Annotated in this window: 29 protein-coding genes; 15 read left to right on the top strand and 14 right to left on the bottom strand. The window is 41.2% G+C overall.

The window, feature by feature from the left end; all coding sequences use genetic code 11:
- Positions 1–3: 3 nt before the first annotated feature.
- A complete protein-coding gene (locus C5749_RS14275) occupies positions 4–1,455 on the bottom strand; it encodes a glycoside hydrolase family 28 protein (RefSeq protein WP_105726818.1) in 1,452 nt (483 codons plus the stop codon).
- Positions 1,456–1,540: 85 nt separating this feature from the next.
- Positions 1,541–2,314, bottom strand: coding sequence for an alpha/beta fold hydrolase (locus C5749_RS14270; protein ID WP_105726817.1), 774 nt, complete (start codon positions 2,312–2,314; stop codon positions 1,541–1,543).
- A 166-nt stretch (positions 2,315–2,480) separates the two neighbouring features.
- Between C5749_RS14270 and C5749_RS14265 the strand changes: the two genes are divergently transcribed.
- Positions 2,481–3,041: a helix-turn-helix domain-containing protein gene (locus C5749_RS14265; RefSeq protein WP_219847985.1), complete on the top strand. Its 561-nt coding sequence runs from the start codon at positions 2,481–2,483 to the stop codon at positions 3,039–3,041.
- Positions 3,042–3,048: 7 nt separating this feature from the next.
- Positions 3,049–4,206, top strand: a complete 1,158-nt coding sequence (locus tag C5749_RS14260) for a hypothetical protein (RefSeq protein ID WP_219847984.1) — start codon at positions 3,049–3,051, stop codon at positions 4,204–4,206.
- A 43-nt stretch (positions 4,207–4,249) separates the two neighbouring features.
- On the opposite strand, the gene map is transcribed toward C5749_RS14260, so the two are convergent.
- Positions 4,250–5,014 carry a type I methionyl aminopeptidase gene (gene map, locus C5749_RS14255; protein ID WP_105726816.1) on the bottom strand — a complete coding sequence of 255 codons (765 nt, stop codon included), beginning with the start codon at positions 5,012–5,014 and terminating at the stop codon, positions 4,250–4,252.
- 165 nt (positions 5,015–5,179) lie between these two features.
- On the opposite strand from map, the gene C5749_RS14250 reads away from it, so the two are divergent.
- From C5749_RS14250 to C5749_RS14235, 4 genes are read left to right on the top strand one after another with little or no spacing between them, the layout of a single operon-like run.
- Positions 5,180–7,408, top strand: coding sequence for a heavy metal translocating P-type ATPase (locus C5749_RS14250; RefSeq protein ID WP_105726815.1), 2,229 nt, complete (start codon positions 5,180–5,182; stop codon positions 7,406–7,408).
- Positions 7,409–7,447: 39 nt separating this feature from the next.
- Entirely contained in the window at positions 7,448–7,663 is a 216-nt protein-coding gene (locus tag C5749_RS14245; RefSeq protein WP_105726814.1) for a heavy-metal-associated domain-containing protein, read from the top strand.
- 18 nt (positions 7,664–7,681) lie between these two features.
- Positions 7,682–8,107, top strand: a complete 426-nt coding sequence (locus C5749_RS14240; RefSeq protein WP_146113757.1) for a heavy-metal-associated domain-containing protein — start codon at positions 7,682–7,684, stop codon at positions 8,105–8,107.
- A 27-nt stretch (positions 8,108–8,134) separates the two neighbouring features.
- Positions 8,135–10,396, top strand: a complete 2,262-nt coding sequence (locus tag C5749_RS14235) for a multicopper oxidase domain-containing protein (protein WP_245893785.1) — start codon at positions 8,135–8,137, stop codon at positions 10,394–10,396.
- Here C5749_RS14235 and C5749_RS14230 read toward each other — a convergent pair.
- Together C5749_RS14230 and C5749_RS19665 are read right to left on the bottom strand one after the other, a co-directional pair.
- Complete coding sequence (locus C5749_RS14230) at positions 10,390–10,821, bottom strand: hypothetical protein (protein ID WP_146113756.1); 432 nt, start codon at positions 10,819–10,821, stop codon at positions 10,390–10,392. The two genes, C5749_RS14235 and C5749_RS14230, sit on opposite strands and share 7 nt — an antisense overlap.
- Before the next feature lie 70 nt (positions 10,822–10,891).
- Positions 10,892–11,041 carry a hypothetical protein gene (locus C5749_RS19665; RefSeq protein WP_181151434.1) on the bottom strand — a complete coding sequence of 50 codons (150 nt, stop codon included), beginning with the start codon at positions 11,039–11,041 and terminating at the stop codon, positions 10,892–10,894.
- 238 nt (positions 11,042–11,279) lie between these two features.
- Between C5749_RS19665 and C5749_RS14225 the strand changes: the two genes are divergently transcribed.
- The 6 genes from C5749_RS14225 to C5749_RS14200 all read left to right on the top strand — a co-directional run bounded on the left by C5749_RS14225 (position 11,280) and on the right by C5749_RS14200 (position 14,927).
- Positions 11,280–11,609, top strand: coding sequence for an ArsR/SmtB family transcription factor (locus C5749_RS14225; protein WP_105726810.1), 330 nt, complete (start codon positions 11,280–11,282; stop codon positions 11,607–11,609).
- A gap of 66 nt (positions 11,610–11,675) precedes the next feature.
- Positions 11,676–12,149: a DUF6428 family protein gene (locus tag C5749_RS14220; RefSeq protein WP_105726809.1), complete on the top strand. Its 474-nt coding sequence runs from the start codon at positions 11,676–11,678 to the stop codon at positions 12,147–12,149.
- A gap of 20 nt (positions 12,150–12,169) precedes the next feature.
- The gene (locus C5749_RS14215; RefSeq protein ID WP_105726808.1) at positions 12,170–12,775 is read left to right on the top strand and encodes an arsenate-mycothiol transferase ArsC; all 606 of its coding nucleotides are present in this window, start codon (positions 12,170–12,172) and stop codon (positions 12,773–12,775) included.
- A 3-nt stretch (positions 12,776–12,778) separates the two neighbouring features.
- Positions 12,779–13,810 (top strand): ACR3 family arsenite efflux transporter, encoded by a 1,032-nt coding sequence (gene arsB, locus C5749_RS14210; RefSeq protein WP_105726807.1) that lies wholly within the window; start codon positions 12,779–12,781, stop codon positions 13,808–13,810.
- Positions 13,811–13,847: 37 nt separating this feature from the next.
- The gene (locus C5749_RS14205) at positions 13,848–14,390 is read left to right on the top strand and encodes a sigma-70 family RNA polymerase sigma factor (protein ID WP_105726806.1); all 543 of its coding nucleotides are present in this window, start codon (positions 13,848–13,850) and stop codon (positions 14,388–14,390) included.
- Between the two features lie 69 nt (positions 14,391–14,459).
- Positions 14,460–14,927, top strand: a complete 468-nt coding sequence (locus C5749_RS14200) for a DUF2703 domain-containing protein (RefSeq protein WP_105726805.1) — start codon at positions 14,460–14,462, stop codon at positions 14,925–14,927.
- On the opposite strand, the gene C5749_RS14195 is transcribed toward C5749_RS14200, so the two are convergent.
- From C5749_RS14195 to C5749_RS14170, 6 genes are all read right to left on the bottom strand, one after another.
- Positions 14,883–15,599, bottom strand: a complete 717-nt coding sequence (locus tag C5749_RS14195) for an IS3 family transposase (protein ID WP_181151432.1) — start codon at positions 15,597–15,599, stop codon at positions 14,883–14,885. The genes C5749_RS14200 and C5749_RS14195 overlap by 45 nt on opposite strands.
- A gap of 14 nt (positions 15,600–15,613) precedes the next feature.
- Entirely contained in the window at positions 15,614–16,024 is a 411-nt protein-coding gene (locus tag C5749_RS14190) for a hypothetical protein (RefSeq protein WP_105726803.1), read from the bottom strand.
- Positions 16,025–16,086: 62 nt separating this feature from the next.
- Positions 16,087–16,305, bottom strand: a complete 219-nt coding sequence (locus tag C5749_RS14185; protein ID WP_483881776.1) for a DUF4468 domain-containing protein — start codon at positions 16,303–16,305, stop codon at positions 16,087–16,089.
- A gap of 122 nt (positions 16,306–16,427) precedes the next feature.
- Positions 16,428–16,754, bottom strand: coding sequence for a hypothetical protein (locus C5749_RS14180; protein ID WP_146113755.1), 327 nt, complete (start codon positions 16,752–16,754; stop codon positions 16,428–16,430).
- A gap of 348 nt (positions 16,755–17,102) precedes the next feature.
- Entirely contained in the window at positions 17,103–18,296 is a 1,194-nt protein-coding gene (locus C5749_RS14175; protein ID WP_219847983.1) for a hypothetical protein, read from the bottom strand.
- Between the two features lie 85 nt (positions 18,297–18,381).
- A complete protein-coding gene (locus C5749_RS14170; RefSeq protein ID WP_219847982.1) occupies positions 18,382–21,117 on the bottom strand; it encodes a TonB-dependent receptor in 2,736 nt (911 codons plus the stop codon).
- Positions 21,118–21,324: 207 nt separating this feature from the next.
- Between C5749_RS14170 and C5749_RS14165 the strand changes: the two genes are divergently transcribed.
- Genes C5749_RS14165 through C5749_RS14155 form a run of 3 tightly spaced genes read left to right on the top strand, consistent with a single transcriptional unit; the run spans position 21,325 to position 23,900 of the window.
- Positions 21,325–21,963: an ABC transporter ATP-binding protein gene (locus C5749_RS14165; protein WP_105726799.1), complete on the top strand. Its 639-nt coding sequence runs from the start codon at positions 21,325–21,327 to the stop codon at positions 21,961–21,963.
- Positions 21,964–21,965: 2 nt separating this feature from the next.
- Positions 21,966–23,363: an ABC transporter permease gene (locus tag C5749_RS14160; RefSeq protein ID WP_105726798.1), complete on the top strand. Its 1,398-nt coding sequence runs from the start codon at positions 21,966–21,968 to the stop codon at positions 23,361–23,363.
- A gap of 51 nt (positions 23,364–23,414) precedes the next feature.
- Positions 23,415–23,900, top strand: a complete 486-nt coding sequence (locus C5749_RS14155; protein WP_105726797.1) for a hypothetical protein — start codon at positions 23,415–23,417, stop codon at positions 23,898–23,900.
- A gap of 416 nt (positions 23,901–24,316) precedes the next feature.
- On the opposite strand, the gene C5749_RS14150 is transcribed toward C5749_RS14155, so the two are convergent.
- Genes C5749_RS14150 through C5749_RS14140 form a run of 3 tightly spaced genes read right to left on the bottom strand, consistent with a single transcriptional unit; the run spans position 24,317 to position 26,914 of the window.
- Entirely contained in the window at positions 24,317–25,039 is a 723-nt protein-coding gene (locus C5749_RS14150) for a 16S rRNA (uracil(1498)-N(3))-methyltransferase (protein WP_105726796.1), read from the bottom strand.
- 7 nt (positions 25,040–25,046) lie between these two features.
- Positions 25,047–26,363, bottom strand: coding sequence for a hemolysin family protein (locus tag C5749_RS14145; RefSeq protein WP_105726795.1), 1,317 nt, complete (start codon positions 26,361–26,363; stop codon positions 25,047–25,049).
- An 8-nt stretch (positions 26,364–26,371) separates the two neighbouring features.
- Entirely contained in the window at positions 26,372–26,914 is a 543-nt protein-coding gene (locus C5749_RS14140; RefSeq protein ID WP_105716496.1) for an inorganic diphosphatase, read from the bottom strand.
- Positions 26,915–26,932: the final 18 nt, after the last annotated feature.

Below are 26,932 nucleotides of genomic sequence, written 5' to 3'. Positions count from 1 at the left end.
TTGCTAAAACTTCTCAAACTCGGCCTCGGAAGTGGACTGAACATCCTCGTCCGTTACGAGTTTTCCGTTTATCAGCACATTGTCGAACACCATGTTTTTTGTATAGTTAGCTTGAATAGGCACATCCACCCCGTCAATATTCGAATTGATAATTTTCAGGTTTTCTGCAGGAGATTCTTCGTAAGCATTGATCAAAACACCGAACTTCCCTCCTTTTTTAACATTTAGGTTCTCCACCGTAATATTACGCACGGTAGGCATAAAATCGCCTGGGTTTTCGTAAAACATATCTACTAAAACGGCAGCCTCTTTGTATGTACCGACTTCGACGTTACGCATATAGATATCCTCTATGACACCTCCCCGCAGGGAGCTTGTTTTAATCCGCAATATGCGGTCTAACTCTGGACTGTCCATCTTCAAATTTTGGGCAAATATATTTTTAGCGCCTCCAGATATCTCGCTACCGATTACAATACCTCCGTGCCCATCTTTCATCTCACAGTTTTCGATGATATGGTTTTCAGCAGGACGTCCGATAGACCGACCGTCTTCATTTCGACCGGATTTAATGGCTATACAATCATCACCCGTATCGAAATAACAACCGGTTATCAACACATTTTTACTTGATTCGGGGTTACAGCCATCATTATTAGGACCATGTGTTACCACACTTACATTCCGAACGGTGACATTTTCGCATAACACCGGATTAATATTCCAAAAAGGTGCATTGATAATCTTTACATCGGCTATTAAAATGTTGGAAGAGTTATAGGGCTGAATAAAAGGTGGTCGTAAGAAATGCCCGTCCCCGTATACCCTATCTTCCACGGGAATTCCGTCTTTCACCTGTTGCGTAAGCTTCTTGACCGCAGCAAGTTGATTATCCATCCCTTCTGACCAGCCATATACTTTCTTTGCTTTCCAGGGCCACCAATGCTCATTATTCGCATTTCCATCGAGTATCCCTTTACCGGTTATGGCGATATTCTCCTGCCCGTAAGCATAAATTAAAGGCGAGTAATTCATACACTCCATGCCTTCCCAACGGCTTTTGACCAATGGTTTATAGTCTTCCGTATTTCGGCTGAACAACAATTTTGCACCGTCTTCAAGATGTAAATTTACGTTGCTTTTCAAGTGAATAGCGCCCGTTAAAAATGTTCCTTTGGGGACAACAACCCTGCCTCCTCCATCGGTATGGCAGGCTTCGATGGCGTCGTTGATAAATTGCGTGCTAAGAACTGTGCTATCTGATCCTGCTCCGTATTCCGTAATTAGAAAATCCTTCTTAGCAAAATTAGGTTCAACAATCAATGTCCGTATGCTATCAGCCACTTTCCATGCTTGGTCCGTTTCTTGTTCTTGTGTTTTTTGAGGTTCTCCACAGCTTACCAACAAGCTAAAAGGCAAAACTGCAGCTATTAATAAATTACGTACTTGCTTCATATATAGTTACTTGATTAAATATGTTCTCATACTATTACCGACAATTAACGGCAAATAGCTTGAAAGATAGAAATAAAAATCGATCCTAGCTTAAAAATTGTGTCACCAATTCGTTAAACGCTTTCGGATTCTCGGCTTGTACCCAGTGTCCAGCTTTGGGAACGACTTGGATCTCCGAATTCGGGAACATCTCCTGTATCATAGGATAATCTTCCTCCGAAATATAATTGGATTTCTCCCCCGCTAGAAACAATGTTTCACCATCATAAACACCTGCCTCTACCCCTACGGTAATAAACTCCGCGTATTTATCGGTCAACGTTTTTAAATTGAAGCGCCAGTCTAACGTTCTGTCTTCCTTTATGTAAACATTTTTTAGTAAAAACTGAATAACACCAGTTTCATCAATATATTGACGCAGCTGCTCTTCTACCTCTTTACGATTACTTAATTCGTTAATTTTAACCGCTTGCAGCGCTTCAATTATTTTTTGATGATGCGGCGGATAAGCTTTCGGAGCAATATCAGCAATAATCAATTTTCGGATATTTGTCGATTTGGAAATCGCATATTGCATAGCTACCTTTCCGCCTAGCGAATGTCCTAAAATATCGACTTCTTGAAGCCCCTGGTATTGGATATAGGCTTCTAGGTCGTCAACCATCGCCGCTAATGACATGTCTTCGCTATGAAAACTCTGTCCATGGTTGCGTAGATCAAGCAAATGGATAGACCTTTGTTCTCCAAATTCTCTACCGAAACTTCCCCAATTATCAGACATGCCAAACAAGCCGTGCATCACCAATAGCGGTGTACCCGGTTGATCTTCTCCGTATATTCGTGAATGTAAAATCTCCATAAGGAGTAAAGATAAGGTTTATCTTCTTCTTTTTTTACGTCAAAAAAAGAAGCTTTTGGGGTCTATCAGCTTCGTTCGGCTTTTTTCTTTTTTTGTTAAGCAAAAAGAACTATATTATTCTTCGTTCTTTTGTATCACAACTATAAGTTCATATAACATATATAATATGACGATATACATCAAAAACATGGTATGCAACCGCTGTATTATGGTAGTCCGCCAAGAGGTCGAAAAACTAGGGTTTAATATCGATGCAATAAAACTTGGAGAGCTTGTTATTAGGGAAGAGCTAAATAATGCACAGCGGGATAAGGTGTCTGCTGTCTTGGAGCCACTAGGCTTTGAACTGATCGACGATAAAAAAAGCCAGCTGATTGAGCAGATTAAGACTATCGTGATAAAATGGGTGCGGGAGCAGAACAGAGAGCGTTCCGTAAATCTTTCGGATGTTTTAGCAGATCAACTGCACCACGATTACAATTACCTGTCCAATCTGTTTTCTGAAGTGGAGGGCATCACCATTGAGAAGTATCACATCGCACAAAAAATTGAGCGAGTTAAAGAGCTATTGGTATATGATGAACTGTCGCTTAGCGAAATTGCCTACCAATTGGGTTACTCTAGTGTAGCGTATCTAAGCAATCAGTTTAAAAAGGTTACAGGGCTATCGCCTAGTCATTTTAAACAAATAAAGGAAGATAAGCGCAAGCCATTGGATGAGGTATAAAGCCGATATGATGAAAAAAAGAAGCCCCCTATTGACGGTTTTACTTATTCTTCTCGCAAGCGGCAGCCACGCACAGGAAAAACCTGAGCTACATATTGGTGGAGCATTGCGTTTTAACTATAATTATTCCACTTGGAAGGAAGGACAGAAAGAGCGAGGGGGAGATTTCGGTTATGATGTATTCAGAGTCAATGTGGACGCGAAATATAAAGGAATAAAAATGGACACCGAGTACCGTCTTTACGCCCAGAGTTTTGGAGGAGGCTTCTTAAAACGCGGTTGGGTAGGTTATGATTTTGATGAATATAGCGACATACAAATTGGACTAACGCAAGTTCCTTTCGGGATTAAGGCGAACTCCCACAGTTGGTTTTTTGGACTTGATTATTACGTCGGTCTGGAAGATGACCACGATATGGGAATTAAGTATACCCATGAAGGCGAAAAGTTTGACTACGCTATTGCTTTTTTTAAAAATGCGGAAGAACTAGACTTCGGCAGTACATCTGACATCTCGGATAGTCGATATTCCTATGATGTAGGTTCCCTTCCAGGGAAAGATGGAATGACGTACAGAAACAAAGAAATTAACCAGATCAATGGCTTGCTCAACTATAAGATCGACCGAAGCGGTGTACAGCACAAACTAGGTCTATCTGCTCAATATGGTGGATTATATAATCTCGATACTAGAAAAACGGGTAATCACTACGCGCTGGCGGCTCACTACGAGCTGAACATTCGAAATCTAGACATCAAAGCACAGATAAGCACCTATACGTATAACCCAAAAGCACCCGAGGGAGAATCCAATGAGGTAATTGCGATGACTGCCTACGGTGCACCTTATTTGGTAGCCTCCCGGGCAGACATATATACGTTAGGCATTGGTTACGCGATACCGTTGAACTGGGGTCCCGTATCAAGTGTTATTCTATATAACGACTTTGGTTATATGGATAAAAAGAAGATCGAGTTTGCCAATACGTTCATGAATGTAACAGGTGCGATGTTCACCGCGGGGCAAATATATACATACGTGGATTTTGCCGCGGGTAAAAATCAACCTTGGCTAGGCCCTGATTGGACGGACGGCTTGGGAACAGGCAATCCAGAGGCCACATGGAGCGCGAGATTCAATATTAATATTGGCTACTATTTTTAATAAAGTTGTCGAACCCAGTGAAGTCGAAGATTGCGTGTGTGTTTTAGTTTAGTATCCCATTCATTTCTGTTAAGATAATGGGCTTGTCTCCCGTTACTACTATCGTATGTTCATGCTGTGCCATATAACCTCCTTTATCCCCAACCACTGTCCAGCCGTCGGCCAACGTCTGTCCCAAAGTAGAATCTGTTGTGATAAAGGTTTCTAGCGCGATAACGGAATCTCTCTTGAACCTTCGCTTATCGAATCTGTCTCTATAGTTTAACAAATCATGCGGTTCTTCATGAAGGCCTCTGCCTACTCCGTGCCCTGCAAAGTTCTTGATCACTTTATAACCGCGCTTTTTAGCTTCTGATTCAATTAAATGACCGATATCAGCAATCCGCGTCCCACCTCGGATATTCGCAATGGCCTTTTTTAAAATATATTTGGATGCTTCTACTAAATGTTGATGTTGGTTAATATCTTCTCCCAATACAAAAGACCCACCGTTGTCGGACCAAAAGCCATCACGTTCGGCAGAAACATCTATATTTATAATATCTCCCTCTTGCAGTATGCGCTTATCTGATGGAATACCGTGAAAAAATTCGTTGTTAACGGATATGCAAGTCCAACCTGGAAAACCGTAAGTGAGATAGGGTGCGGATTTGGCACCTAAATCTGAAAGCACTTTTGCGCCATAATCGTCCAACTCCTTTGTCGTCATACCGGGGCGAGCGTAATCAATCATTTGTTTCAAGGTGCAGGCAACAGCCTCGCTCACTTTTTTCATGCCTAGCAATTCCGTTTCGTTTGTTATGGACATACACGTAAAGTCTATTTTATTGCTTCCGAAATTAAGAAATAATGGTGGAAATAAAGACACATAGAAAAGAACGAGGAGTAAATCTTACAACTCTTTCCCGAAATAGTGTAAGCGAAAATCAACCGTTTATGCTCAATTTTGTTTTGTAATAAGCAAGATAACGATATGGCTACGGACAACAAACAAACAGAGACCACGGTAAAACAATCCTTCCCGGTACTTAATATGACCTGCGCTGGATGTGCTGTCAGCTCGGAAAGCACGATAAAAGCCCTGCCCGGTGTGTTAAATGCATCCGTAAATTTTGCGAATGCCACCTTAACAGTGGAGTATCTTCCCAACATGACCAATCCCTCGGCTATGCGAAAAGCGCTACAAGACATCGGTTATGATTTGTTCCTAGAAGACGAAAGCGCTCAACAAGAGACATTAGAAGCTATCCAGGAAAAAAAATATAAAAAACTAAAAAACAAAACCATTTGGGCGATTATCCTATCCATTCCGGTAGTCGTCATTGGCATGTTCTTTATGCATATGCCTTATGAAAATGAAATCATGTGGTTGTTTTCAACGCCGGTTGTCTTATGGTTGGGTAAAGGTTTTTTCGTAAACGCGCTGAAACAAGCAAAACATCGCTCCGCGAATATGGATACCCTCGTCGCGCTAAGTACCGGAATAGCCTATATATTTAGTGTATTTAATATGCTGTTTCCGGAATTCTGGCTAGAAAGAAATCTGGAACCTCACGTGTATTTTGAAGCGGCAGCTGTTATCATCGCTTTCATTTTGTTAGGTAAGTTGTTAGAAGAAAAAGCAAAAAGCAACACCTCTTCCGCCATTAAAAAGCTGATGGGATTACAACCCAAGACCGTCGTTCTCGTGAAGTCAGATGGCACAGAAAAGCAAGTTGCCATTGACGATGTAAAGGTCGACGATGTGCTATTGGTTAAACCAGGCGAAAAGATTGCCGTGGACGGGATGGTTACAACAGGTAATTCTTATGTAGACGAAAGTATGCTCAGTGGCGAACCTGTTCCCGTACAGAAAAAGGAAAATGAAAAGGTATTCGCCGGAACAATAAACCAAAAAGGCAGTTTTCAGTTCAAGGCTACCAAAGTCGGGAAAGAAACGATGCTAGCCCAAATCATAAAAATGGTACAGGATGCGCAGGGCAGTAAAGCTCCTGTACAAAAGTTGGTAGATAAAATTGCCGGCATATTCGTTCCGATCGTGATTGGCATTGCAATCCTCACATTTATCCTATGGTTAATACTAGATGGTAGTGAAGGGCTTATACATGGACTTTTAGCTGCTGTGACTGTTTTGGTAATCGCCTGTCCATGCGCCTTGGGCCTAGCGACACCTACCGCCATTATGGTGGGTGTGGGAAAAGGTGCGGAACAGGGTATTCTCATTAAAGATGCGGAAAGCCTGGAATTGGCAAAAAAAGTCAATGCTATTATTTTAGATAAAACAGGTACAATTACCGAAGGGAGACCCCAAGTTACAGATATACAATGGTTGCACGACGACCCTGTTAGCCAACAAGTCTTGTTTAGCTTGGAAAAACAGTCCGAACATCCGTTGGCCGATGCTGTAGTCAAGCATTTAGAGAATATTAAACCGATTCCACTCTCCTCTTTTGAGAGTATTACCGGAAAAGGAGCAAAAGCCGTTTATGAAGGTGCGGATTATTACGCCGGAAATAGAAAACTACTATCAGAAAACGGTATTCAGATCGCTCCGCAACTGCAGCAACATGCTGACACGTGGAGTGCAGCATCCAAAACGGTAATCTGGTTTGCCAATAGGAAAGAAGCGCTTGCGGTATTGGCTATCTCCGATAAAATCAAAGAAACATCCGTGGAAGCTATCCAACAGTTAAAGGAAATGGATATTGAGCTATACATGCTTACAGGTGATAATGAAGCCACGGCCAAAGCTATTGCGGAGCAAACAGGTATTCCGCATTACAAAGCGGAGGTGCTACCACAGCAAAAAGCAGATTTCGTCAAGGAATTGCATAAACAAGGTAAAGTAGTAGCGATGGTGGGTGACGGTATCAATGATAGTACTGCTTTGGCAACCGCGGATGTGAGCATCGCAATGGGCAAAGGAAGTGATATTGCCATGGATGTAGCTAAAATGACTATCATTTCTTCTGATTTGAAAAAAATACCAGCCGCCATTAGATTATCCAAACAAACTGTCGCGACCATTCGCCAAAATCTGTTTTGGGCATTTATATACAATTTAATTGGCATCCCGATTGCGGCAGGTATACTATATCCGATAAACGGATTCCTCCTCAACCCAATGCTAGCCGGTGCAGCTATGGCGCTCAGTAGCATAAGTGTCGTTAGCAACAGCTTGCGATTGAAACTAAAAAAGTGATGCAAAAAACAAAAATTTATAACTCATAATTTATAACTCATGAAGACATTAAAATTCAAGACAAACATCAATTGCAGCGGTTGCGTATCCGGCGTAAGCTCCTTTCTAAACGGATTGAACGGTTTGACCGAATGGGAAGTAGACACGAACAACAAGGATAAAATCCTGACCGTTGTTGCCGACACGGCTACCGAACAAGACGTGATCGATTCGGTACGAGAAGCAGGTTTTAAAATAGAGCCTGTACAAGATTAACAAGCAAAAAACAATCAGATGAAAGCATTATCTTATATCATCACCACCTGCCTTGTGCTATTATCTACACTGTCGATGGCACAGATTAAAAATGCAAAAACGGAGACAGCAAAGATCAATGGCAATTGCGGTATGTGCAAGCGTACGATCGAAAAAGCGGGCAACACAAAAAATGAGGCACAGGTTGTTTGGGACGCCGATAATCAGCGCGCTTCTATTACGTACGACACCAGGAAGACGACGATGGACACCGTCCTCAAACGTATTGCACAAGTAGGTTACGACAACGAAAAATATCTAGCCCCCGATGAGGTCTACACCAATTTACATGACTGTTGTCAATATGATCGTAAATTGAAACATTCCAAAACCAATAAGAAACCTGACGGGCATTCGCACCATAATTCCAGTGAAGGTTCATCCCGTCAAGGAAAACATCATTAATAAATAACAGCTTTATAAAAAATGCATATGTATAATCGGTATCTGTCCTTTCTGCTCACGTTTGTGTTGTCGGTTTCTGTCGCTTTTGCTCAGCAAGTAGTTCGCTATGAGCTGTATATCACGGATACATTAGTAAACTACAGCGGAAAAACGAAACAGGCTATTGCGGTCAATGGACAGATCCCGATGCCTACATTAACCTTTACGGAAGGCGACACCGCTGAAATTGGCTTGCACAATCAACTCAAAGAAAGTACTTCTTTACACTGGCATGGTGTGCAGTTACCCAATCGGGAAGACGGTGTTCCTTTCTTAACACAAATGCCGATCCCAGCCGGTGAAACATATACCTATCGTTTTCCCGTGAAGCAAAATGGCACCTATTGGTATCACAGTCATTCGGGTTTTCAAGAACAAATTGGTATGTACGGTTCGCTTATTTTTCGCAAACGAAAAGGAGACACCACCTTTCGGAAGGGGATTGATGATATCCCGACTATCCCCATCGTGTTGAGCGAGTGGACAGATCTCCATCCTCACAACGTACAACGTATGCTAGCCAGTGGTAACGATTGGTTTGGCATCAAAAAAAATACCGTTCAAAGTTATGCAGAAGCCATCAAAAAAGGACATTTTAAAACTAAAGTGACCAATGAATGGAAACGCATGGAGGCGATGGATGTTAGTGATGTGTACTACGAAAAGTTTTTGATAAACGGAACAAGCGAACAGCAACTTTCTGAGTTTAAAGCGGGCGACCGCGTGCGTTTACGTCTTATCAATGGGGGAGCTTCCTCTTATTTTTGGATCACCTACGCGGGTGGCAAAATAACCGTTGTCGCCAACGATGGTAATGATGTAGTACCGGTAAAAGTGGATAGATTGATCATCGGTGTATCGGAGACCTATGATATTATCGTCGATATTCCGGCTTCACATACGGCATATGAACTTATGGCAACAGCGGAAGATCGTTCCGGTTCTGCTTCTATTTATATCGGCGAAGGCATTCGCCAGCTCGTCTCGCCCTTGCCAAGGCTTCAGTATTTTGACGGTATGAAAATGATGAACGACATGATGAAAATGAACGGTGATATGGACGATATGGACATGGATATGGGGCTTCAAAAGATGGATATGAACGCCGTGATGTACCCAGAAATATCTGCAGAAGATGCTCATCAACATCACGCAGCAGCTTCAGACGACGATCATACAGCACATCAAGGACACGACCACAGACAGCAACATCAAGAAGAACAGCTCCACCCCGCTGCTCCTGTCACGCTCAATTACACCATGTTGAAATCACCGCACAAAACGACATTGCCTAGTGATGCACCTGTTAAGGAACTTCGTTTTGAGTTGACGGGGAACATGAACCGGTATGTGTGGAGTATGGACAATAAGGTTTTATCCGAAACAGACAAAATCCCGGTAAATAAAGGGGAGGTTTTGCGTATTATCCTATTCAATAACTCCATGATGCGCCACCCGATGCATCTGCATGGTTTTGACTTCCGTGTCATCAACGGACAGGGTGATTATGCGCCCATGAAGAATGTGCTGGATATCATGCCCATGGAAACGGACACCATCGAATTTATGGCAAACACGGAAGGGGACTGGTTTTTCCATTGCCATATCTTATACCATATGATGGCGGGTATGAATCGTGTCTTTGCTGTCGGTGACTATCAAAATGACTTGCTTCCCGACAAAGAAAAAGCCTATAAAGTGCTACAACGAGAAAGCAATATGCTGCATTTCATGGCCGAGAACGATTTTGCGACCAACGGGAATGACGGACAGGCGATGCTGCAAAATACGCGCTGGAGCTTAGGAACCGAATGGCGCTTAGGTTATCACGATAAACATGGCTATGAGGTAGAAACGCACTTTGGCCGGTACATTGGCAAAATGCAATGGCTTATGCCCTTTGTAGGTTTTGACTGGCGCTACCGAAAACTGGGCCGGCATGAACAGGAAAAAAACATGTTCGGACAGGTAAATAAAAAAGATAACCGAAGTGCTTTTAGCGTCGGGGTTATGTATACGTTACCTATGCTCGTCAATTTCCAGGCGGAAGTATATCACGACGGCATTGTTCGTTTGGCCTTAATGCGGGAAGATATTCCTGTTTCCAGACGGATACGCGCCGGCTTTATGGTCAACACCGATAAAGAATATATGCTGGATTTACGCTATATCATGACCCGAAATTTAGGGATCCGCACACACTATGACAGCGATATGGGATTTGGTGTGGGATTGGTCGTAAATTACTGATTCTCGAAATGAGATTCCATGAACGCTAGTATCTCTTCATAATCTTGAGGATCATGAGAGACGCCTTCGTCTCTATAATAATAGCCGTCTTCAGTCCTGTCCGATATTTCCAAATTGGCTTGGAAGTTAATCTGGATAAGACCCTCGCTAATTTGTTTTAACAAAATATTATGGGTGATTTTATTCCCCGCTCGTTTCGCAAATATACCTCGCTGTTTTATCACAGATTTCACCTGGATAAATCCAGCATCTTTTTCCATGTTCTGGATAAAATAATCACTGTCCGCAAAAAGCTCTATTAGCTCCTGGAAGGCCGTTGATTTATCGATATCTTTCACCGTCATAGACGGCAGTTTGGTTTGACTAAAGCCCATTAAGCTGACCATTAATAAACAAAGTGAAAGTCCGTATTTTATAAAAGCCATAGTTCAATCAATTAGATATTTCGTTAAAAATAACAAATAATTGACTTTTCCGCGACTCGATAAACGACTTTCACTCCCACCAGGCTAATGTTCTCGTATTTTTCTTAATTAATTCAGCATCCTCCGGGCAGAAACTGATCATACCCTTGCTTTCGTAAAGTAAAACACCGGCTTCCCGGATGGCAGCAAATACTCCTTCCTTATCCCTTCGGTAACACACCGTTGTCGAGATACGTTTATCTGGCAATTACTTAAAAATGCCGAAACAGTTATTGATGTGAATATTATCGAAGATCCTACCTACAAAGTAATGACCAACAAATAGTAAGGTTCGTAAGCATCGAAAGTAATCTAATTTTATTCCATAGATTTTTCGGTGCTTTTGTTATGAGAAATAAATTAAAGAATGTTGTGGTTTATAATTTATTATCGTAATATTGCAATATATAATAAGAACTATGGGACTTACTAAATCGGAAATATTTACGGATGAACAAAACAGGTTGGCGTCACTGTTTAAGGTTGTGGCACACCCTGCGCGGGTTGCTATACTCCAATACATCATCAATCAAAAAACCTGTATCTGCAACGATTTGGTGGAGGAGTTGGGTTTGGCACAGGCTACTATTTCGCAACATCTAAAGGAATTAAAGAGCATCGGTATTATCCAGGGAACAATCGAAGGTAAGGCCGTCTGTTATTGTATTGATGAAAATGTCTGGAAACAAATCCAAAGAGATTTCGACGTTTTTTTTAATCAGGAAGTAAAGGTTAGCAAGTGCTGTTAGCCACATTTTTTTAGTACTTATTATCGTAATATTGCAATATATAATTTATCATAAAATAGCTATTATATGAAACTATCAAACATTAAAGAAATCTTACCAACATTAAATAATGTTGAATTTCAATTAGAGAACGGAACTTTTGTTCCAGAGCATTTCCATGTCACTGAAGTGGGACAGATCACTAAAAACTTTATCGACTGTGGAGGTGTAATTCGCACTGAAAAGGTTGTCAATTTCCAACTATGGAATGCGAACGATTTTGAGCATAGATTAAAACCAGGGAAACTATTGAATATCATCAAACTATCTGAAGAAAAATTGGATATTGAAGATGCTGAAATTGAAGTAGAATACCAAAGCGACACCATTGGTAAATACGATCTGGAATTCAACGGAAAAAACTTTGTTCTGAAAAATAAGACAACGGCTTGTCTGGCTGAAGACGCTTGCGGTATTCCTTCTGAAAAACAAAAGATAAGTCTTTCGGTACTTACAAACAGCCAAAATAACTCATGTACACCTGGAGGCGATTGTTGTTAACAAATATAAAAAGTAAAGAAATGTATCAGAAGATAATTGAAACAATAACACAATTGCAAAACATCAGCGAAGAACGTAGAACCATATTACAGCCGTTGATAGATTTTGTTCAACAAAAAATAGATAACAGACAGGAAGTAAATCTCAATTTCATCTGCACCCATAACTCACGTAGAAGCCATTTATCACAGGTTTGGGCACAGGTAGCAGCAGCACACTACAGTATTCCAAATGTACATTGCTACTCGGGAGGGACAGAAGAAACTGCATTATTCCCAAAAGTAGCTGAAACATTGACCAATCAGGGGTTTAATATTTTCAAGATTGCGGAAACTACCAATCCTGTGTACGCCATAAGGTATAGTGACAATGCTTTGCCGATTATTGGTTTTTCAAAAAAATACGACAGCTCTTTCAATCCTGTATCTGCCTTCGCAGCTATTATGACTTGCTCACAGGCAGATGGCGGCTGTCCTTTTATTGCGGGGGCGGAAAAGAGGATACCTATAACATTTGAAGACCCAAAAATTTCAGACAATACCCCTGAACAAGCCAAAGTGTACGCAGAAAGAAGTCTGCAGATCGCATCGGAAATGTTGTATGTTTTTTCAATGATTAAAAAATAACCGATGCAACCAAAACTAAAATTTCTTGACCGTTACCTAACCTTATGGATATTTCTTGCGATGGCAATAGGTGTAGGTTTAGGACATGCCTTTCCAGGTATTTCCAACATGACAAATACTTTATCTGTAGGCACCACAAATATTCCTCTGGCTATAGGGTTGATACTCATGATGTATCCGCCATTGGCAAAGGTTGATTATTCCTTATTACCCATGGCATTTAAGGATAAAAAAGTAATCGGTATATCTTTATTGCTGAATTGGGTGATCGGCACCGTACTGATGTTCGGGTTAGCCGTTTTATTTTTGCGGAACGAACCTGATTATATGACCGGTCTGATACTGATTGGCTTGGCGAGATGTATCGCTATGGTTATTGTGTGGAGTGACTTAGCTAAAGCTAACAGAGAATATACGGCTATGCTGGTCGCCTTAAACAGTATCTTTCAGATCTTTACCTACAGCTTTTTAGTCTGGCTGTTCATCAACGTATTACCTGCCAAATTAGGATTAGCCAATTTCGACGTAAGCGTTTCCATGAAAGACGTTACAGAAAGCGTATTGATCTATCTAGGAATTCCGTTCTTGGCAGGTTTTCTTAGCCGTTACTTCCTTGTGAAATCAAAAGGCATAGCATGGTATAACAGAAAGTTCGTACCCAAAATATCACCCGTTACATTGTACGCTTTATTGTTTACGATAGTATTAATGTTCAGCTTGAAAGGCGATAAAATATTGGAACTACCAATGGATGTGGTAAAAGTAGCTATTCCATTAGTTATCTACTTTGTATTGATGTTTTTCGTGAGCTTCTTTATCAACAAATCCCTAAATGTTCCTTACGATAAAAATGCATCCATCGCTTTTACAGCTACCGGAAATAATTTTGAACTGGCAATAGCCGTCGCAATAGCGGTATTTGGCATTCATTCACCTCAGGCATTTGTAGGCGTTATCGGCCCATTGGTAGAAGTTCCGGTACTGATACTATTAGTCAGGGCAAGTTTGTGGATGAAGAAGAAGTATTACGGGTAGCATTACCTATTGGTTGCTACACTAAAACATTTAAGAGATGAAATGTGACATATTTAATATTTGGGCAGCTTATCGTCAGGAGATAAAAGGTTATGTAAAAAAACGGGTCACTGATGAGGATGATGTTAATGACATTATGCAATCAGTCCTTATCAAGATCACAGATTATTGTGAGACAAAAAACAATGTAAAGTTCATAAAGGCTTGGCTTTACAAAGTTGCGCTAAATACGCTCATTGATTTTCATAAGAAGTCAAAGCGGACGACAACCCATTCAAATTTTGGGCAGTTATACCTGCATAGCCAACAAGAGTATGATGAGAATATCTTTGTTTGGCTTTACAATTTCATAGATGAACTGCCCACTGAATATTCAGAACCGTTAAGGCTCTCGGATATAGAAGGGATGCCACAAAAGGAAATTGCAGAACAACTCGGTTTGACGTTAACAGCTACGAAATCAAGAGTTCAAAGGGCCCGGAAAATGTTAAGGAATAAATTTGACGAATGCGGCACAGTAGAGCCTTCCGAGAGCTATTCAATGTCTTATACCATAACCAAATCTTGTTGCCTGAAATAAAAATTGTAAAAAATGCTGCATCTTTTCAATGCCTTTCCAGTCTTATGAGTAAATTTTAAATCAAAGAAAATGGAAGCACAAACAAAAAATGTATTAAAAGTAGAATTTATTCAGGTAGAGATGCCAGCAAATGCTGACGGTTCCTGTTCAGCCTGTGATACCATTCAGGGAAAATTGGTCTCCGCAGTTCAAGCTGTTCAGAAGCTATTTGATAATTTGGATTGCGAAATCTTTCTAAAATCAACAACAATCAGGACTGTTCAGGAAGCTGAAAAAGTCCAAATAGTTGCTTCTCCAACAATAAGAGTAGGCAATTTGGATTTTCACCCGCACCATCCCACAGATAACTCTGAAAAAAGAGAGTGGACTTGGAAAGGAGCTACCATAGCTGAACCTGATAAAAAGACTTTGATAGAAGTTTTATTAAGGGGCTATTTTGAACCTCAAAAAGAGCATGAGAAAAAGGAGCTGTCTCCCTATATTCTCAAATACTTAGATGAAAGTGAACAAACGAAATCTGACTGTGGATGTAGTTAGAAAACAATATGAACATAGAGCGCACCCAGCTGAAAAGTCCAACAGGAATTCCGTCTTTAATATACCGTTGATCCGTTCGGCAATGGCATTTTCATAAGGGTCACTGTTCTCGGTCATAGATATGCGGATGCCAAATGACTCCAGTGTCTGTATATATTGCTGGCAGCAGTACTGTACACCGCGGTCACTGTGATGGATCAGTGTCCCCTGCATTTTAGAGGTGCTTGCCATCAATAAAGCATTTATAGGGCCATCACTGTGGAGCGTGGGGTGAAGGCAGTAGCCGATAATCCGGTGGGAATAGGCATCTGTAACAATACTCAGGTAGGCGAACCCATGCTTCAGGTGGAGATAGGTGATGTCGCTTACCCATAACTGCCCTGCACATGTCAGCACGCTCAGATCGCGGATCAGGTACCCACGTTCCCCCAGCAGCCTGTACAGCTGGTCCCTGCCCATTTTTATACCATGCCCGTCAAACCTGTCTTTTAAGATGACCATCAGCTTGGGGACACCACAGCGGGGCAGGTCTTTGCGCACCTCCCTGACCATCTTGATGACCAGTGCATCTGCCATATGCTTCTCTTCGGCACGCTTTATCTGCTCATAATAGCCTTGTCGGCTATACCCAAACAGTGAACAGAGGTACCCTACACTGTAATGTGGGTACAACTGCCTGAGCAGGCTTACTGTTTGGACCCAGACTTTTTTCGGATACTGATCCGCAGTTTCTGTTCGGCAACATCGACCAATGTTTCCAGTGCAGTATTCTTCACCTTGGCATCTTCCAGATGCTTTTCCAGCTCCTTTATCCGCTTATGAAGCGCCTCTAGTTCTCGCTGTTCTTTTTCGGTCATCGGGGGTAAAGTTAAAGGAATATCCGAAGAATATAACCTACGCCAGCGGCGTATCAGTCTCCACCATGTAGCATCTCCTATATGAAATCGCGCACGTGCTTCCCCTTCGGTCATCCGGCCTGCGTCCAGCTCGCCGACCAGCCATCTACGGAATGCTATCTCTGGCTGGGTGGAACTCTCATCACTGAAGCGGTCCTTAAGTAAAATCTCTTTCTGTTTTCTTCCTGTTGAGTTTGACATCTTTTTCCTCTTTTTACCGAAAAGGTGTCAAGCTATTTCAGGAATAGACACTTTACCATTTCCTAAGATTCATAAATATTATATACCGACATATCCACCGTATCGGGACTGATATTTATGGCTACCGTAAAATACATAGAAAAATCAGATTTATTGACGCCTGATTTAAAATTATATTTCCTCACCGACTTGCCGACCAATGTTCCGGCTTCCCTATCGTCAATCTGAATCACATTTTGGATGTCTGGAAAATTATCGACAAACCAACGTTTTAAAGCTATGTAAGCTTTTTCCTTATCTCCTTGATAGATAAGCTTCCCAACTTACCCGATACCTCTTGACAATCGCATCCAACTAGCAAAAAGTGCACGATGCACATACAGAAACCATACATTGAATGTAGCTACTTAGAAGGGCCTTTCACAAAACGTGATACCGCGCCATAATTGCCTGTGTATGTTGCTTGCTCAACAATGCCATCACCTAACGTAAATCTAATCTCGCATGTGGTTATATTATCTCCGCCCGGTGCTTGATAATCATACGCTATAAGTGTTCTCCCATCTTTTAGCTCTTGTTTACGCATTGGCGGACCATACACGAAATAGACTTGGTCTGCATCCTGTCCTTTCCATTCGCTCATATAGTTATTGTAACGGCTAAAGAGCACGCCGCAGCCAGTCAACAACAGAACTGATATTACTAAATAGCACATTAGATTTATCTTCATATCTAAAATTACAAATATGGCAGGATGACAGAAAATTGAAAAGATCATTTAACAAAAAGATAATATGGCTATATCAAGGCGTGACACATGCTCATTTCTACTTTCTTTTTAGAGAGTATAGTTAGTATAAATCTGTAATATGAAAATAAAATATATAAATTAACTCTACGTTATGATCTATTTATGTTACCATTAAAAATTGACCATAAAAATATTAAGCTTATTAACTAAATCTTTCATGTGGCATTATATCTTCTACACTGATGTATAAATAGTAAAAAGCCGGCTCCTTATCGGAAGCCGGCTCTTTGAGAGGTATTATATTTTTTATTGTTCTGAAGCGTAAACTTACAAGCCTACAGTCCAACCTTGAGCCCATTCTGGAACATCAACACCGTTTCCAGCACCAGTTGCTTCATCGTTCTCTGTAAATACTTTTGTGATGTCTACATCAGCATCTGCAGTAGAAGTACCTTTTGCTTTTGTTCCCACATTTAGGAATTTAACATTGGTTGCTTTTAATTCACCAGCTTCAACAAATGCCAAACTTTCGTCATGTTGGATATCGAAACCAACACCCCAGTTACTTAATACCACATTGTCAAAATTACCATTTGTTCCTACACGCATTTTAATAGCTTGGTTTTCACTCCCGTCACTATCGTTGTTCCCAATTAATGTCAAATTTTTAATCGTAGGATTAGAGATAGGATCCGCATTATGGTTACTAGAATTATTATCGGCTTCAATACCTCTGTTACCACTATTCGTTCTTATACCATACCAATACTCACCGGTACCGTTCCATCCCTCTGTCCAATCAAAGATATCATCTCCAACTTCTTCATGTGTATTCACAGCAACCAGATATCTAGAATCCACTGTACCGCCAAACCATTCGAAAGCATCATCGGAACCCTCGTAAGATTGTACATATTCGATTGTTGTTCCTTTTCCGACACCAAACATAGAAAGGCCGTTGAATTCTTTTGTTCCGTCGTAAGAGTATCCGGAATATTCAATTCTCAAATATCGAACGGTTCCTGAATTATCATTGACGACTGTACCTCCATATGTCAATTCAGACACTTCTGCAGAAGCTGTTAATCCTTTATTGATTGGGGCGCGACCACAGATAACCAATCCTCCCCAAGCACCAGGTTTTTTTGTAGTAGCTGTCATAACAACCGGATTTTCCTTAGTACCTTCAACATTGATTTTTCCTCCTTGCCCCACGGCAATGTACCGAACGTCCTGACGGTCACCCGAAACATTTGTTGCTTCGATGATTACGCCGGGCTTAATAGTCAACGTAGCGCCTTCTTTTACTTCCACTTTTCCTGTCAACTGATAGGTACCAGAAGTCAAGATAACTTCACCTTCTGTAATTTCACCGTGGAAATCATCACGCACCAACTCAAAGGAAGAGTCTCCGTCTGGTTCTGGAGTATCGTCGTCACTACAAGATGTAAATGCTAAAGAAGCAGACAAAAGCCCTAAACAGAACATTTTAGTCATTGGAATAGTAGATTTTCTCATCATCTCTCTTTTTATTTTATTTAATACAAATATCTATGGTTAAAATTTCCAATACATTAACGAAATATTATCTTTATGTTAAACTCGACTATAAATTATATTTGAATCCTAACGAAAAGCGAATACCTCTTTTATAAGATAAGATGGTCACTGGCACATCGGTGTTGTCCTGAATCCGTTCGTAGGTTGGATCTAATAGATTTCTAGCTCCCAAATCGACACCAAATTTACGATTGACCTTATATTTCAGTATAAAATCTAACGTTCCAAGACCTCGATCGATCTGGTTTCCCTTACCTTCAGTTCCTAACGCATATAATCGGTCAGAGAAGTGATTGTATAAAACAGTAGCCACAATGTCTGATTCGTTATTCCATTTCTTAGTAAAGGAGAGGTCTGCGTTCATCAAGAAGTCGGATGCTCCTGTAAAACCGGCGCGATCATGTGTCAAGTTTAAGTTATATATTGTCTCGCTGCGCACTTTCTCTGCACTTAATTCTTGATCAGTTTTCATATAAGCAGCGTTTCCCCCTACCGATAACTTACTATCACCATTATCAAAAGTGAACACATCTTTCTTTATTTCTACCTCTGCACCATATACCGCTCCCCAGTCCCCGGTATTCATATAAGAAACGTCATTTGCAGATGAAGCAAATGTTACTTCATTCATTGGATCTACGATATACTTACCAAACAGTGTAACCGATAACAGCTCTGATGCACGTGGAAACATTTCCCATCTAATATCTAAGTTATAATCTTGTGAGGGATATAAATCAGGGTTACCTACCCTAGTCTCCGTAACATCTATATATCTAAAGTAAGCCCGCTCCTTAAATTGTGGTAATGTGTAGGTCTTACTTGCTCCTAAACGTAGATTTTGTTTTTCATTCAATTCGTACTTCAAAATCAAGTTTGGCAGCAGGCTGTTCCGCTTAAAGGTATTGGGGCGTCCTGATCGATCCAACACCGTAGCGTAGTCAATAGTCTGCGTGATATTTTCGTAGCGTAAACCTATCATTCCCGTCAATCTGTCGGTCAGCTTATATTCTCCATTTGCAAAAAAAGCATGGATATCCTGTTTTCCTTGATAAGTCTGGGGCAAATCTAACGTAAAACCTTCTGAGCGAAATACTCCTTGATTAAAATTATCAGGATTAAAAAAGGCATCTAGGTCGTTGAGATCAATACGTTGCTGACGTCCCGCTGAGGGAATTCGGAAATTAACTTGGAAATCTTCAAAATCGCGGTCTTTTATTTTACCGTTATACCCAAGAGATATCCGGCCTTGATCATTGTCTCCTAATTTATAGTGTGCAGCAACATTAAATGCTAGTTCTGTTTCCGTCAAATCTTGAAAATAACGATGGTTATCAGCAGGTTGGTTCTGTAAAAGTACACGATAACCTAGCTGATCGTTGATACCCATAGTATTTTGTGTACGATCAGGCATACCGCTCGTCACATTATTGTAAGATAGCCCCCAATCCAAATCAATCTTTTCAGACAGCAAATGATTACCGAGAATTTGATTAACAAATAGTTTGCTTTGACGGAAGGTGTTCCGCTGTATAATCCCTTGACCATTTTCTGCCATATCGCGAATAAAACCGGAATAACGATCTGCAGATTGATCGGATGAATTGATGAACAAGAAATTGTACGAAAATTTATGATTTGGGTTGAGCACGTATTCGGCGTTTAACATCCCTGTAGTATTCGTAACGTAGCCGTAACGAATTTGATCTAGATCTTTTATTCGATTTCCACCTGCAGAAAGTTCACGATTTACTCCCTCTCTATAATTATAATCACTGGTATAATTCGCCACAGCAAACAGATTTAAACGGCTACCCATACCGAGCACAAAAGATTTCCCACCCCGTATACCAATATTCCCAAAAAGCGGCGTTTGCTTCTTCGGATTCAAACTATTTTGAAAATTAAATCCACCGAGCGGATCGTTAGGTACACCATAATTCACAAACCCACTACGGGTCGGTCCTTGTTGCAGATAAAAATTATCCCATTGGTCGAGTACATTGGTATTCGTGTTGCTTCCTATAGTAACTTCCAACATACCATCACCCGAATATCTTTTCGATGCGATATCGACATTTCCACCAGCAAAATCGCCTGACATATAATTGCTATATACTTTGTCGACTGCAACATACTCAACGATGTCCGTTGTAAACAGATCCAAATCAATATTCTTGCGTTCCGGATCATTGGATGGAATCGGTAGACCATTAAATGAAGTCGTATTATAGCGATCTCCCAATCCTCGTACATACACCTGGCTGGTACCTTCTATTCGGGAAACGCCACTCATCTTTGCTAGGGCACTAGCCGCATCACCGACACCTTTCCTAGAAAGCTCCTGTGCTCCGATTTTCTCCACCATCAAATTAGATGCCTTACGTTCTGCAAGCAACGCCGCTTCACTAATATGCTCTCTCCTTCTAGTAATAACCACTTCTTCCAAAGTGGAGTTGGCATTAACCAACACGACCGGTACAAACTCCCATGTCTTCTGTTCGAGGTTGAAAGCTGTAGAGTCGGTGTTGTATCCGACGAACGTACTAACAAGGACATACTCCCCTGGTTTCTCCGGCAACGTGAGCGAAAACTCTCCGGCATTGTCTGTAGATGTAGCGTACTGGGTATTCGCAATTTTTATACTAACTCCTGAAATAGGTTGGTAAGTTTCGATATCCAAAACTTTTCCCTTCACCCCAAATTGTTGCCCTTTAACGCCCGAAACCTGCATGGCGACTAGCGTAACGATTAAAGCAACATAATAGCTTAACTTATTCATCGCGTGTTAAAATTATGTTGCAATATTATGAGCATAATATTAGCTAACTGTTAACATTAAATTATTAAAACGTCACTTGTTCGTTAATAAATTGTTAACTACCGCTGGAGCGTTTTGTATTTTTCTCGTTAAATCTCAGCTTCCGTAACTTTATTATTCGGAGTTGTGTATAATAGTTAGTAATTTGGTGCCTTAAAACAACAAACTATGGCAGATACGGTACTATCATCCGTTGGGTTAAGTTACCAATATCCACAGGGTGTCAAACTGGAATTTCCGGATATCCATATACAAAAAAACCAACATAGCTTGCTCTTAGGGGATTCGGGAACAGGAAAGACCACACTCTTACATTTGCTGAGTGGTCTGTCCAAACCGACTACCGGCGAGGCTCATCTGATGAACCAATCGCTGTATACCATGAGCGGTACCGCACTCGATGCTTTTCGCGCAAAGAATCTAGGCTTTATATTTCAAGAAGCACACCTCTTGCGAAACCTCACCGTAACCGAAAATATCAAGCTGGCGCAGCGCCTTGCCAAAAATCCGGTAGATGACCAAGCTATTATCGAGATGTTGGATCAATTGCAATTAAAAGATAAAGCTAATGCGCTGCCGGGCCAACTAAGCCGCGGACAAAAGCAACGTGTTGCCATTGCTAGGGCTGTGGTTAATCGTCCGGGGTTGTTGTTAGCCGACGAGCCCACAGCGTCATTGGATGATAAGAATACGGACTTAGTGCTGCAGTTACTTTTCAATATTGCTAGTGGCTATGGTTCTACGCTACTCATCGCCACGCACGACAAGCGTATAAAAGATCAATTTGCTAATTCCTATCAACTGTAGCTATGAATAATTTGCAACTCGTCTGGAAGAATATTACCCAACAGCTAGGCTCAACCCTGCTCAGCATATTACTCACCGCTTTCGGTGTGGCCATTTTGTGTGTTATCTACATCACGGGCGATACGTTTGAAAAGCAACTCACTAATAACACAAAAAACATTGACCTAGTTGTTGGTGCCAAAGGGAGCCCTTTGCAACTCATTCTGAGTTCGCTTTACCATGTGGACAACCCTACCGGCAATATTGCGTTAACACAAGCTAGGCAACTTAGTGAAAATCCTTTTATCGAAATGGCGGTTCCCATTTCGTTAGGGGATAACTTCAAAGGGCACCGTGTCATTGGTACGGAGCCGTCTTACTTGGAACTTTATGGATTATCCATAAAAGATGGAAATCTATGGAAAACCTCCTTTGAAGCCGTAATAGGAAGCGAGGTCGCGCGTAAAAGAGGTTTGAGAATAGGCGATGAATTTTTCACTGCACACGGACTTTCCGAAGATGGACATGTACACGACGACCATCCGTTTAAAATAGTCGGCATACTAGAGAAATCGGGTTCCATAGTGGACAACCTTATCCTGTGTAATCTAGAAAGCGTATGGGATGTACATGGGCTCCATCATGATGACCACGATCATAGCGGACATACACATGATGAAAAACATGATCACGATCACGACCATGAACACCACGAAGAGCATCAACATGAACACGATAGCCACGCACACGAGCACGAACATGATGAACATCAACATGAACATCACGACGACGATGCGCACAGCCATGAAGAAATGGTCTCCGAGAAACCAAACGACATGTTCATCAAAAATATTGGAGCAGACATGCTAGCGGATCGCGGGGAGGAAGTAACGGCATTGTTGGTTAAATACAGTTCGCCAGCGGCGATGAGTGTCATCCCACGCTTGGTAAACGAATCGACGGATATGCAAGCCGCATCGCCAGCTATCGAAAGTACACGTTTATTTTCGTTATTAGGTGTAGGGCTGGATTCACTTACTATCCTAGCCTATATTATTATGCTTATCGCCGGCCTAAGTGTATTTATTAGCCTTTATAATGCTTTGAAAGAGCGGAAATATGACCTGGCTATTATGCGATCTATGGGAGCGTCCAAAACTAAACTTTTCGGCCTCGTATTAGTCGAAGGCTTAGTGATTACATTGATAGGCGGAATTACAGGATTAGTCCTCGGACATGGTGCTTTATATGTTATAGGCCAACAAACCAGTGAAAGTGCTGATTTTATCACAGCATTTAACATCCATGGACAAGAGTTGATTTTAGTGCTTGCGGCTTGTTTATTGGGCGTTTTAGCAGCGATGATTCCAGCTATTAAAGCCTACAAGACATCCATTTCAACGATTTTAGCCGATAAGTAGCTCGTGATGCGTTACAAGTGTCCGATTAAAAAGATTAGATAAATAAAAACGATGAAGCAAATAAAAGTATTAGCAATTATCATAACGTTATTCACCGTCGGTACGGCAAAAGGCCAAATCGGGCAGTTTCCAGGGGAGAATGTACCTGACCATACGCCGATGATGAACAGCACCTGGGAAGCCGTCGACAAAATGATGTATAAGGTAACCACAGAGAACAATAAAAAGGTATATACTCCACACTATCCGCCCGTTTTAAAAGCCTTAGAAAATAAAGTGGTAGAGCTTCCCGGTTACCTCGTGCCGTTAAACAGTGGCCGCAACCACAAGACGTTTATGCTATCGGTACTTCCCGTCATGCAGTGTGCTTTCTGCGGAAGTAACGGCATTCCACCTATGGTCGAAATCTTCATGAAAAACGAGTCCGTAAAGTTTACCGAGGAACCTATTAAGATCAAAGGAAAAATGGTGTTCAATCCCGAGCCTTTAAAAGGGAATGCAGAGATTCAGATTGTAGATGCTGTTTTAGTTAAATAAAACGAAGGTTATCTTTAATCAAATTTCTTTTACTCCTTTTTTCTTGACAAAAAAGGAGACAAAAAGTCAAGACTGAATATGGTTCTGCTATTTTTCTTCGTCTATTCCTAAACAAAATAAACTCGCTATCGCTCGGACAGTATTTTGTTTTTTACGGAATAATCTTCAGAAAAATGGCCGCAGAACAATATAAGGTCGTGTTAATTCGCGACACCACCATCAATTATCGATCGCGTTCATATACGTAATGCACTACCCCTTCCTTAACCCTAAATGTCACATACGGAGATTTGACGATTGTACAAATCTAATTTTAGCACTATCCCTTATGTCAAATGTCCGAAGTGACGAGGTTTTTGCTTCTTTTTCACGGGGAAAAAGAAGATGAAAGAATTTGTATAAAGAAAACCGTTCTTTTAAAAAGAACGGTTTAGTACCGCAATCTCTAAACAACTTGCTAGTGCAGCTGTTTCCGTACGCAGACGACTGTTTCCCAGTGAAACCGGTTGATAACCTAAGGATAATGCTTGTCCAATCTCCGTTTCGGAGAAGTCTCCTTCTGGGCCTATTAAAATAAGATACTTACCTGCCGGCGGACAAATATCCGCTAAATATTGTTTTTGTCCCGCTGCACAATGTGCAATGGTTTTAGTCGTATATTCTTCCTGTTTTATTTCTTCGAAAAACTTCGAAATGGAAATTGCAGGATTTATCTTTGGGAGATAGGCTTTAAGTGATTGTTTCATAGCGGAAACGACCACTTTATTCAACCGTTCTAACTTTACTTCCTTACGTTCTGAATGGGCCGCGATAATCGGTGTGATTTCTTGGATACCAATTTCCGTGGCCTTTTCTAAAAACCACTCCAACCTATCGATGTTTTTTGTCGGCGCTACAGCCACATGTAAATAATAAGCGGGTTTCTCGTACCCCTGCGCGACGTGGAGTATGGATAATGTGGTTCGTTTGGGATGTGGATCAAGAATTTTGGCGGTATACCATCCGCCAACACCATCAATCAAATAAATCTCATCTCCTGACGATAAACGTAGCACCCGGATGGCGTGTTTACTTTCATCTTCGCTGAGTATAAATTCCTGATAATGTGGCTCAATAGTGGGGGTATAAAAAAGATGCATACTTTACTTATTCGTCATCCATATCGTCGTACGGTGTTTCCATCAATTCCAATTTCACGAATTCGATGTTTTGTTGGGTCTTCTTGATAATCGTGAACGAATATCCGGCTGCTTCCCTTACTTCGCCGACATCTGGAATCTTCTCAAAATAATGACTTACCAGCCCAGCCATGGTATCGTAATCAGAACTTTCGGGCAATTCTAGTGGTAGATAGCCGTTCACATCATGTACATTAGCTCCGGCATCAACCATATACTCAGTCTCTGAAATCTTTTCTACAACCGGTGTTTCCTCATCATATTCATCTTGTATTTCCCCAACCAATTCTTCCACAATATCTTCTAGGGTCACCATACCCGCCGTTCCACCAAATTCATCTAACACAATGGCTATCTGCATCCGCTTTTGCTGGAATTCGGCCATCAAGTCGTTAATTTTTTTCGTTTCAGGAATAAAGTAGGGCTTACGTATTATATTCTTTAAAATCACCTCTTTCCCCTCTACAATAATCGGCAATAAATCCTTCGTGTGTACGATACCTACAATCTGGTCTATATTGTCATCATAGATAGGAATGCGGGAGTAACCTTCTTCCGTAGCCGTTTTAATAAGATCTTCTGCCGTATCTGTAATTTCGATAGCCGTAATTTTAGTCCGCGGAACCATAATATTTTTTACAATACGTTCATTGAACTCAAATACGTTCTTGATCAACTGGTGTTCGTTAATATTTAGCGCGCCACTTTCTTTTCCTTTTTCCAGCAAATACTGCAATTCCTCCGACGAATGATGCGCTTCGTGCGCTTGGACATCGATGCCTATAAGCCGTAATAAAAAGTTGGCGAAGCCATTGAGCAACCATATAATCGGTTTGAAAATATAGTAGAAAAACTGCAGCGGTGCGGCAATCCGCATCGTCGTGGCCACCGGCCTTTGTATCGCGATAGATTTTGGAGCCAGCTCACCAAACACAATATGCAAAAAGGTAATGATACTAAATGCAAGGACATGCCCCAAGTTTTTCGCCACTGTGCTCGTCAGTTCAACGTTGAACAACCCAAAAAATTCGTGAACAATCCTGGTCATTACGGCCTCTCCCACCCATCCGAGCGCAAGAGAAGCCAATGTAATCCCTAATTGGGTAGCTGCTAAATAACCATCTAAATGCTTGGTGATATTTTGGGCAATTTTAGCAACCTTACTTCCTGATTTCGCCTGCAGCTCGATCTGGGAAGCCCGAACCTTGACAATTGCAAATTCCGCAGCTACGAAAAAACCGTTAGCTACCACTAAAAATACCGTCCAAAAAACATCGATAGCCATGCTATATATTATTTGTTACCGAATTCTTTGTTATATAGTTCGATACTATCTAACAAGATTTCCTGCGCACGCTGACGACCGTGAATACCATCGACACGCACCTTTTTCTTCTCCAGCGCCTTATAGCTTTCAAAAAACTGAACGATCTCTTTCATGATATGCGGTGCTAAATCTTCCATATCATTCAAATAGCTGTATTTAGGGTCGTGTTTTGCTACGGCGATGATTTTATCATCCTGTTCTCCTCCATCGACCATATTCATCACCCCGATTACTTTGGCCTCTACCAAAGTCATCGGCAGGATATCTACCGAGCATATAACTAAGATATCCAGTGGGTCTTTATCATCACAATAGGTTTGTGGGATAAAACCATAATTGGCAGGATAGACAACAGAAGAACTTAGAACGCGATCCAATAAAAGAAGACCTGTTTCCTTGTCCAATTCATACTTTCCTTTTGAGCCGTTTGTAATTTCGATGATGGCATTGACCGAATTTGGCACGTCGCTTCCAGGAGCTATCTGGTGCCAAGGATGTTGTTTGTTCATTAATTACTGTTACTGTTT

This window comes from Sphingobacterium gobiense (assembly GCF_002980575.1).
GTDB lineage: Bacteria > Bacteroidota > Bacteroidia > Sphingobacteriales > Sphingobacteriaceae > Sphingobacterium > Sphingobacterium gobiense.
The sequence above is the reverse complement of the archived record's forward strand: the minus strand, read 5'-3'. Positions and strand labels throughout refer to the sequence as shown.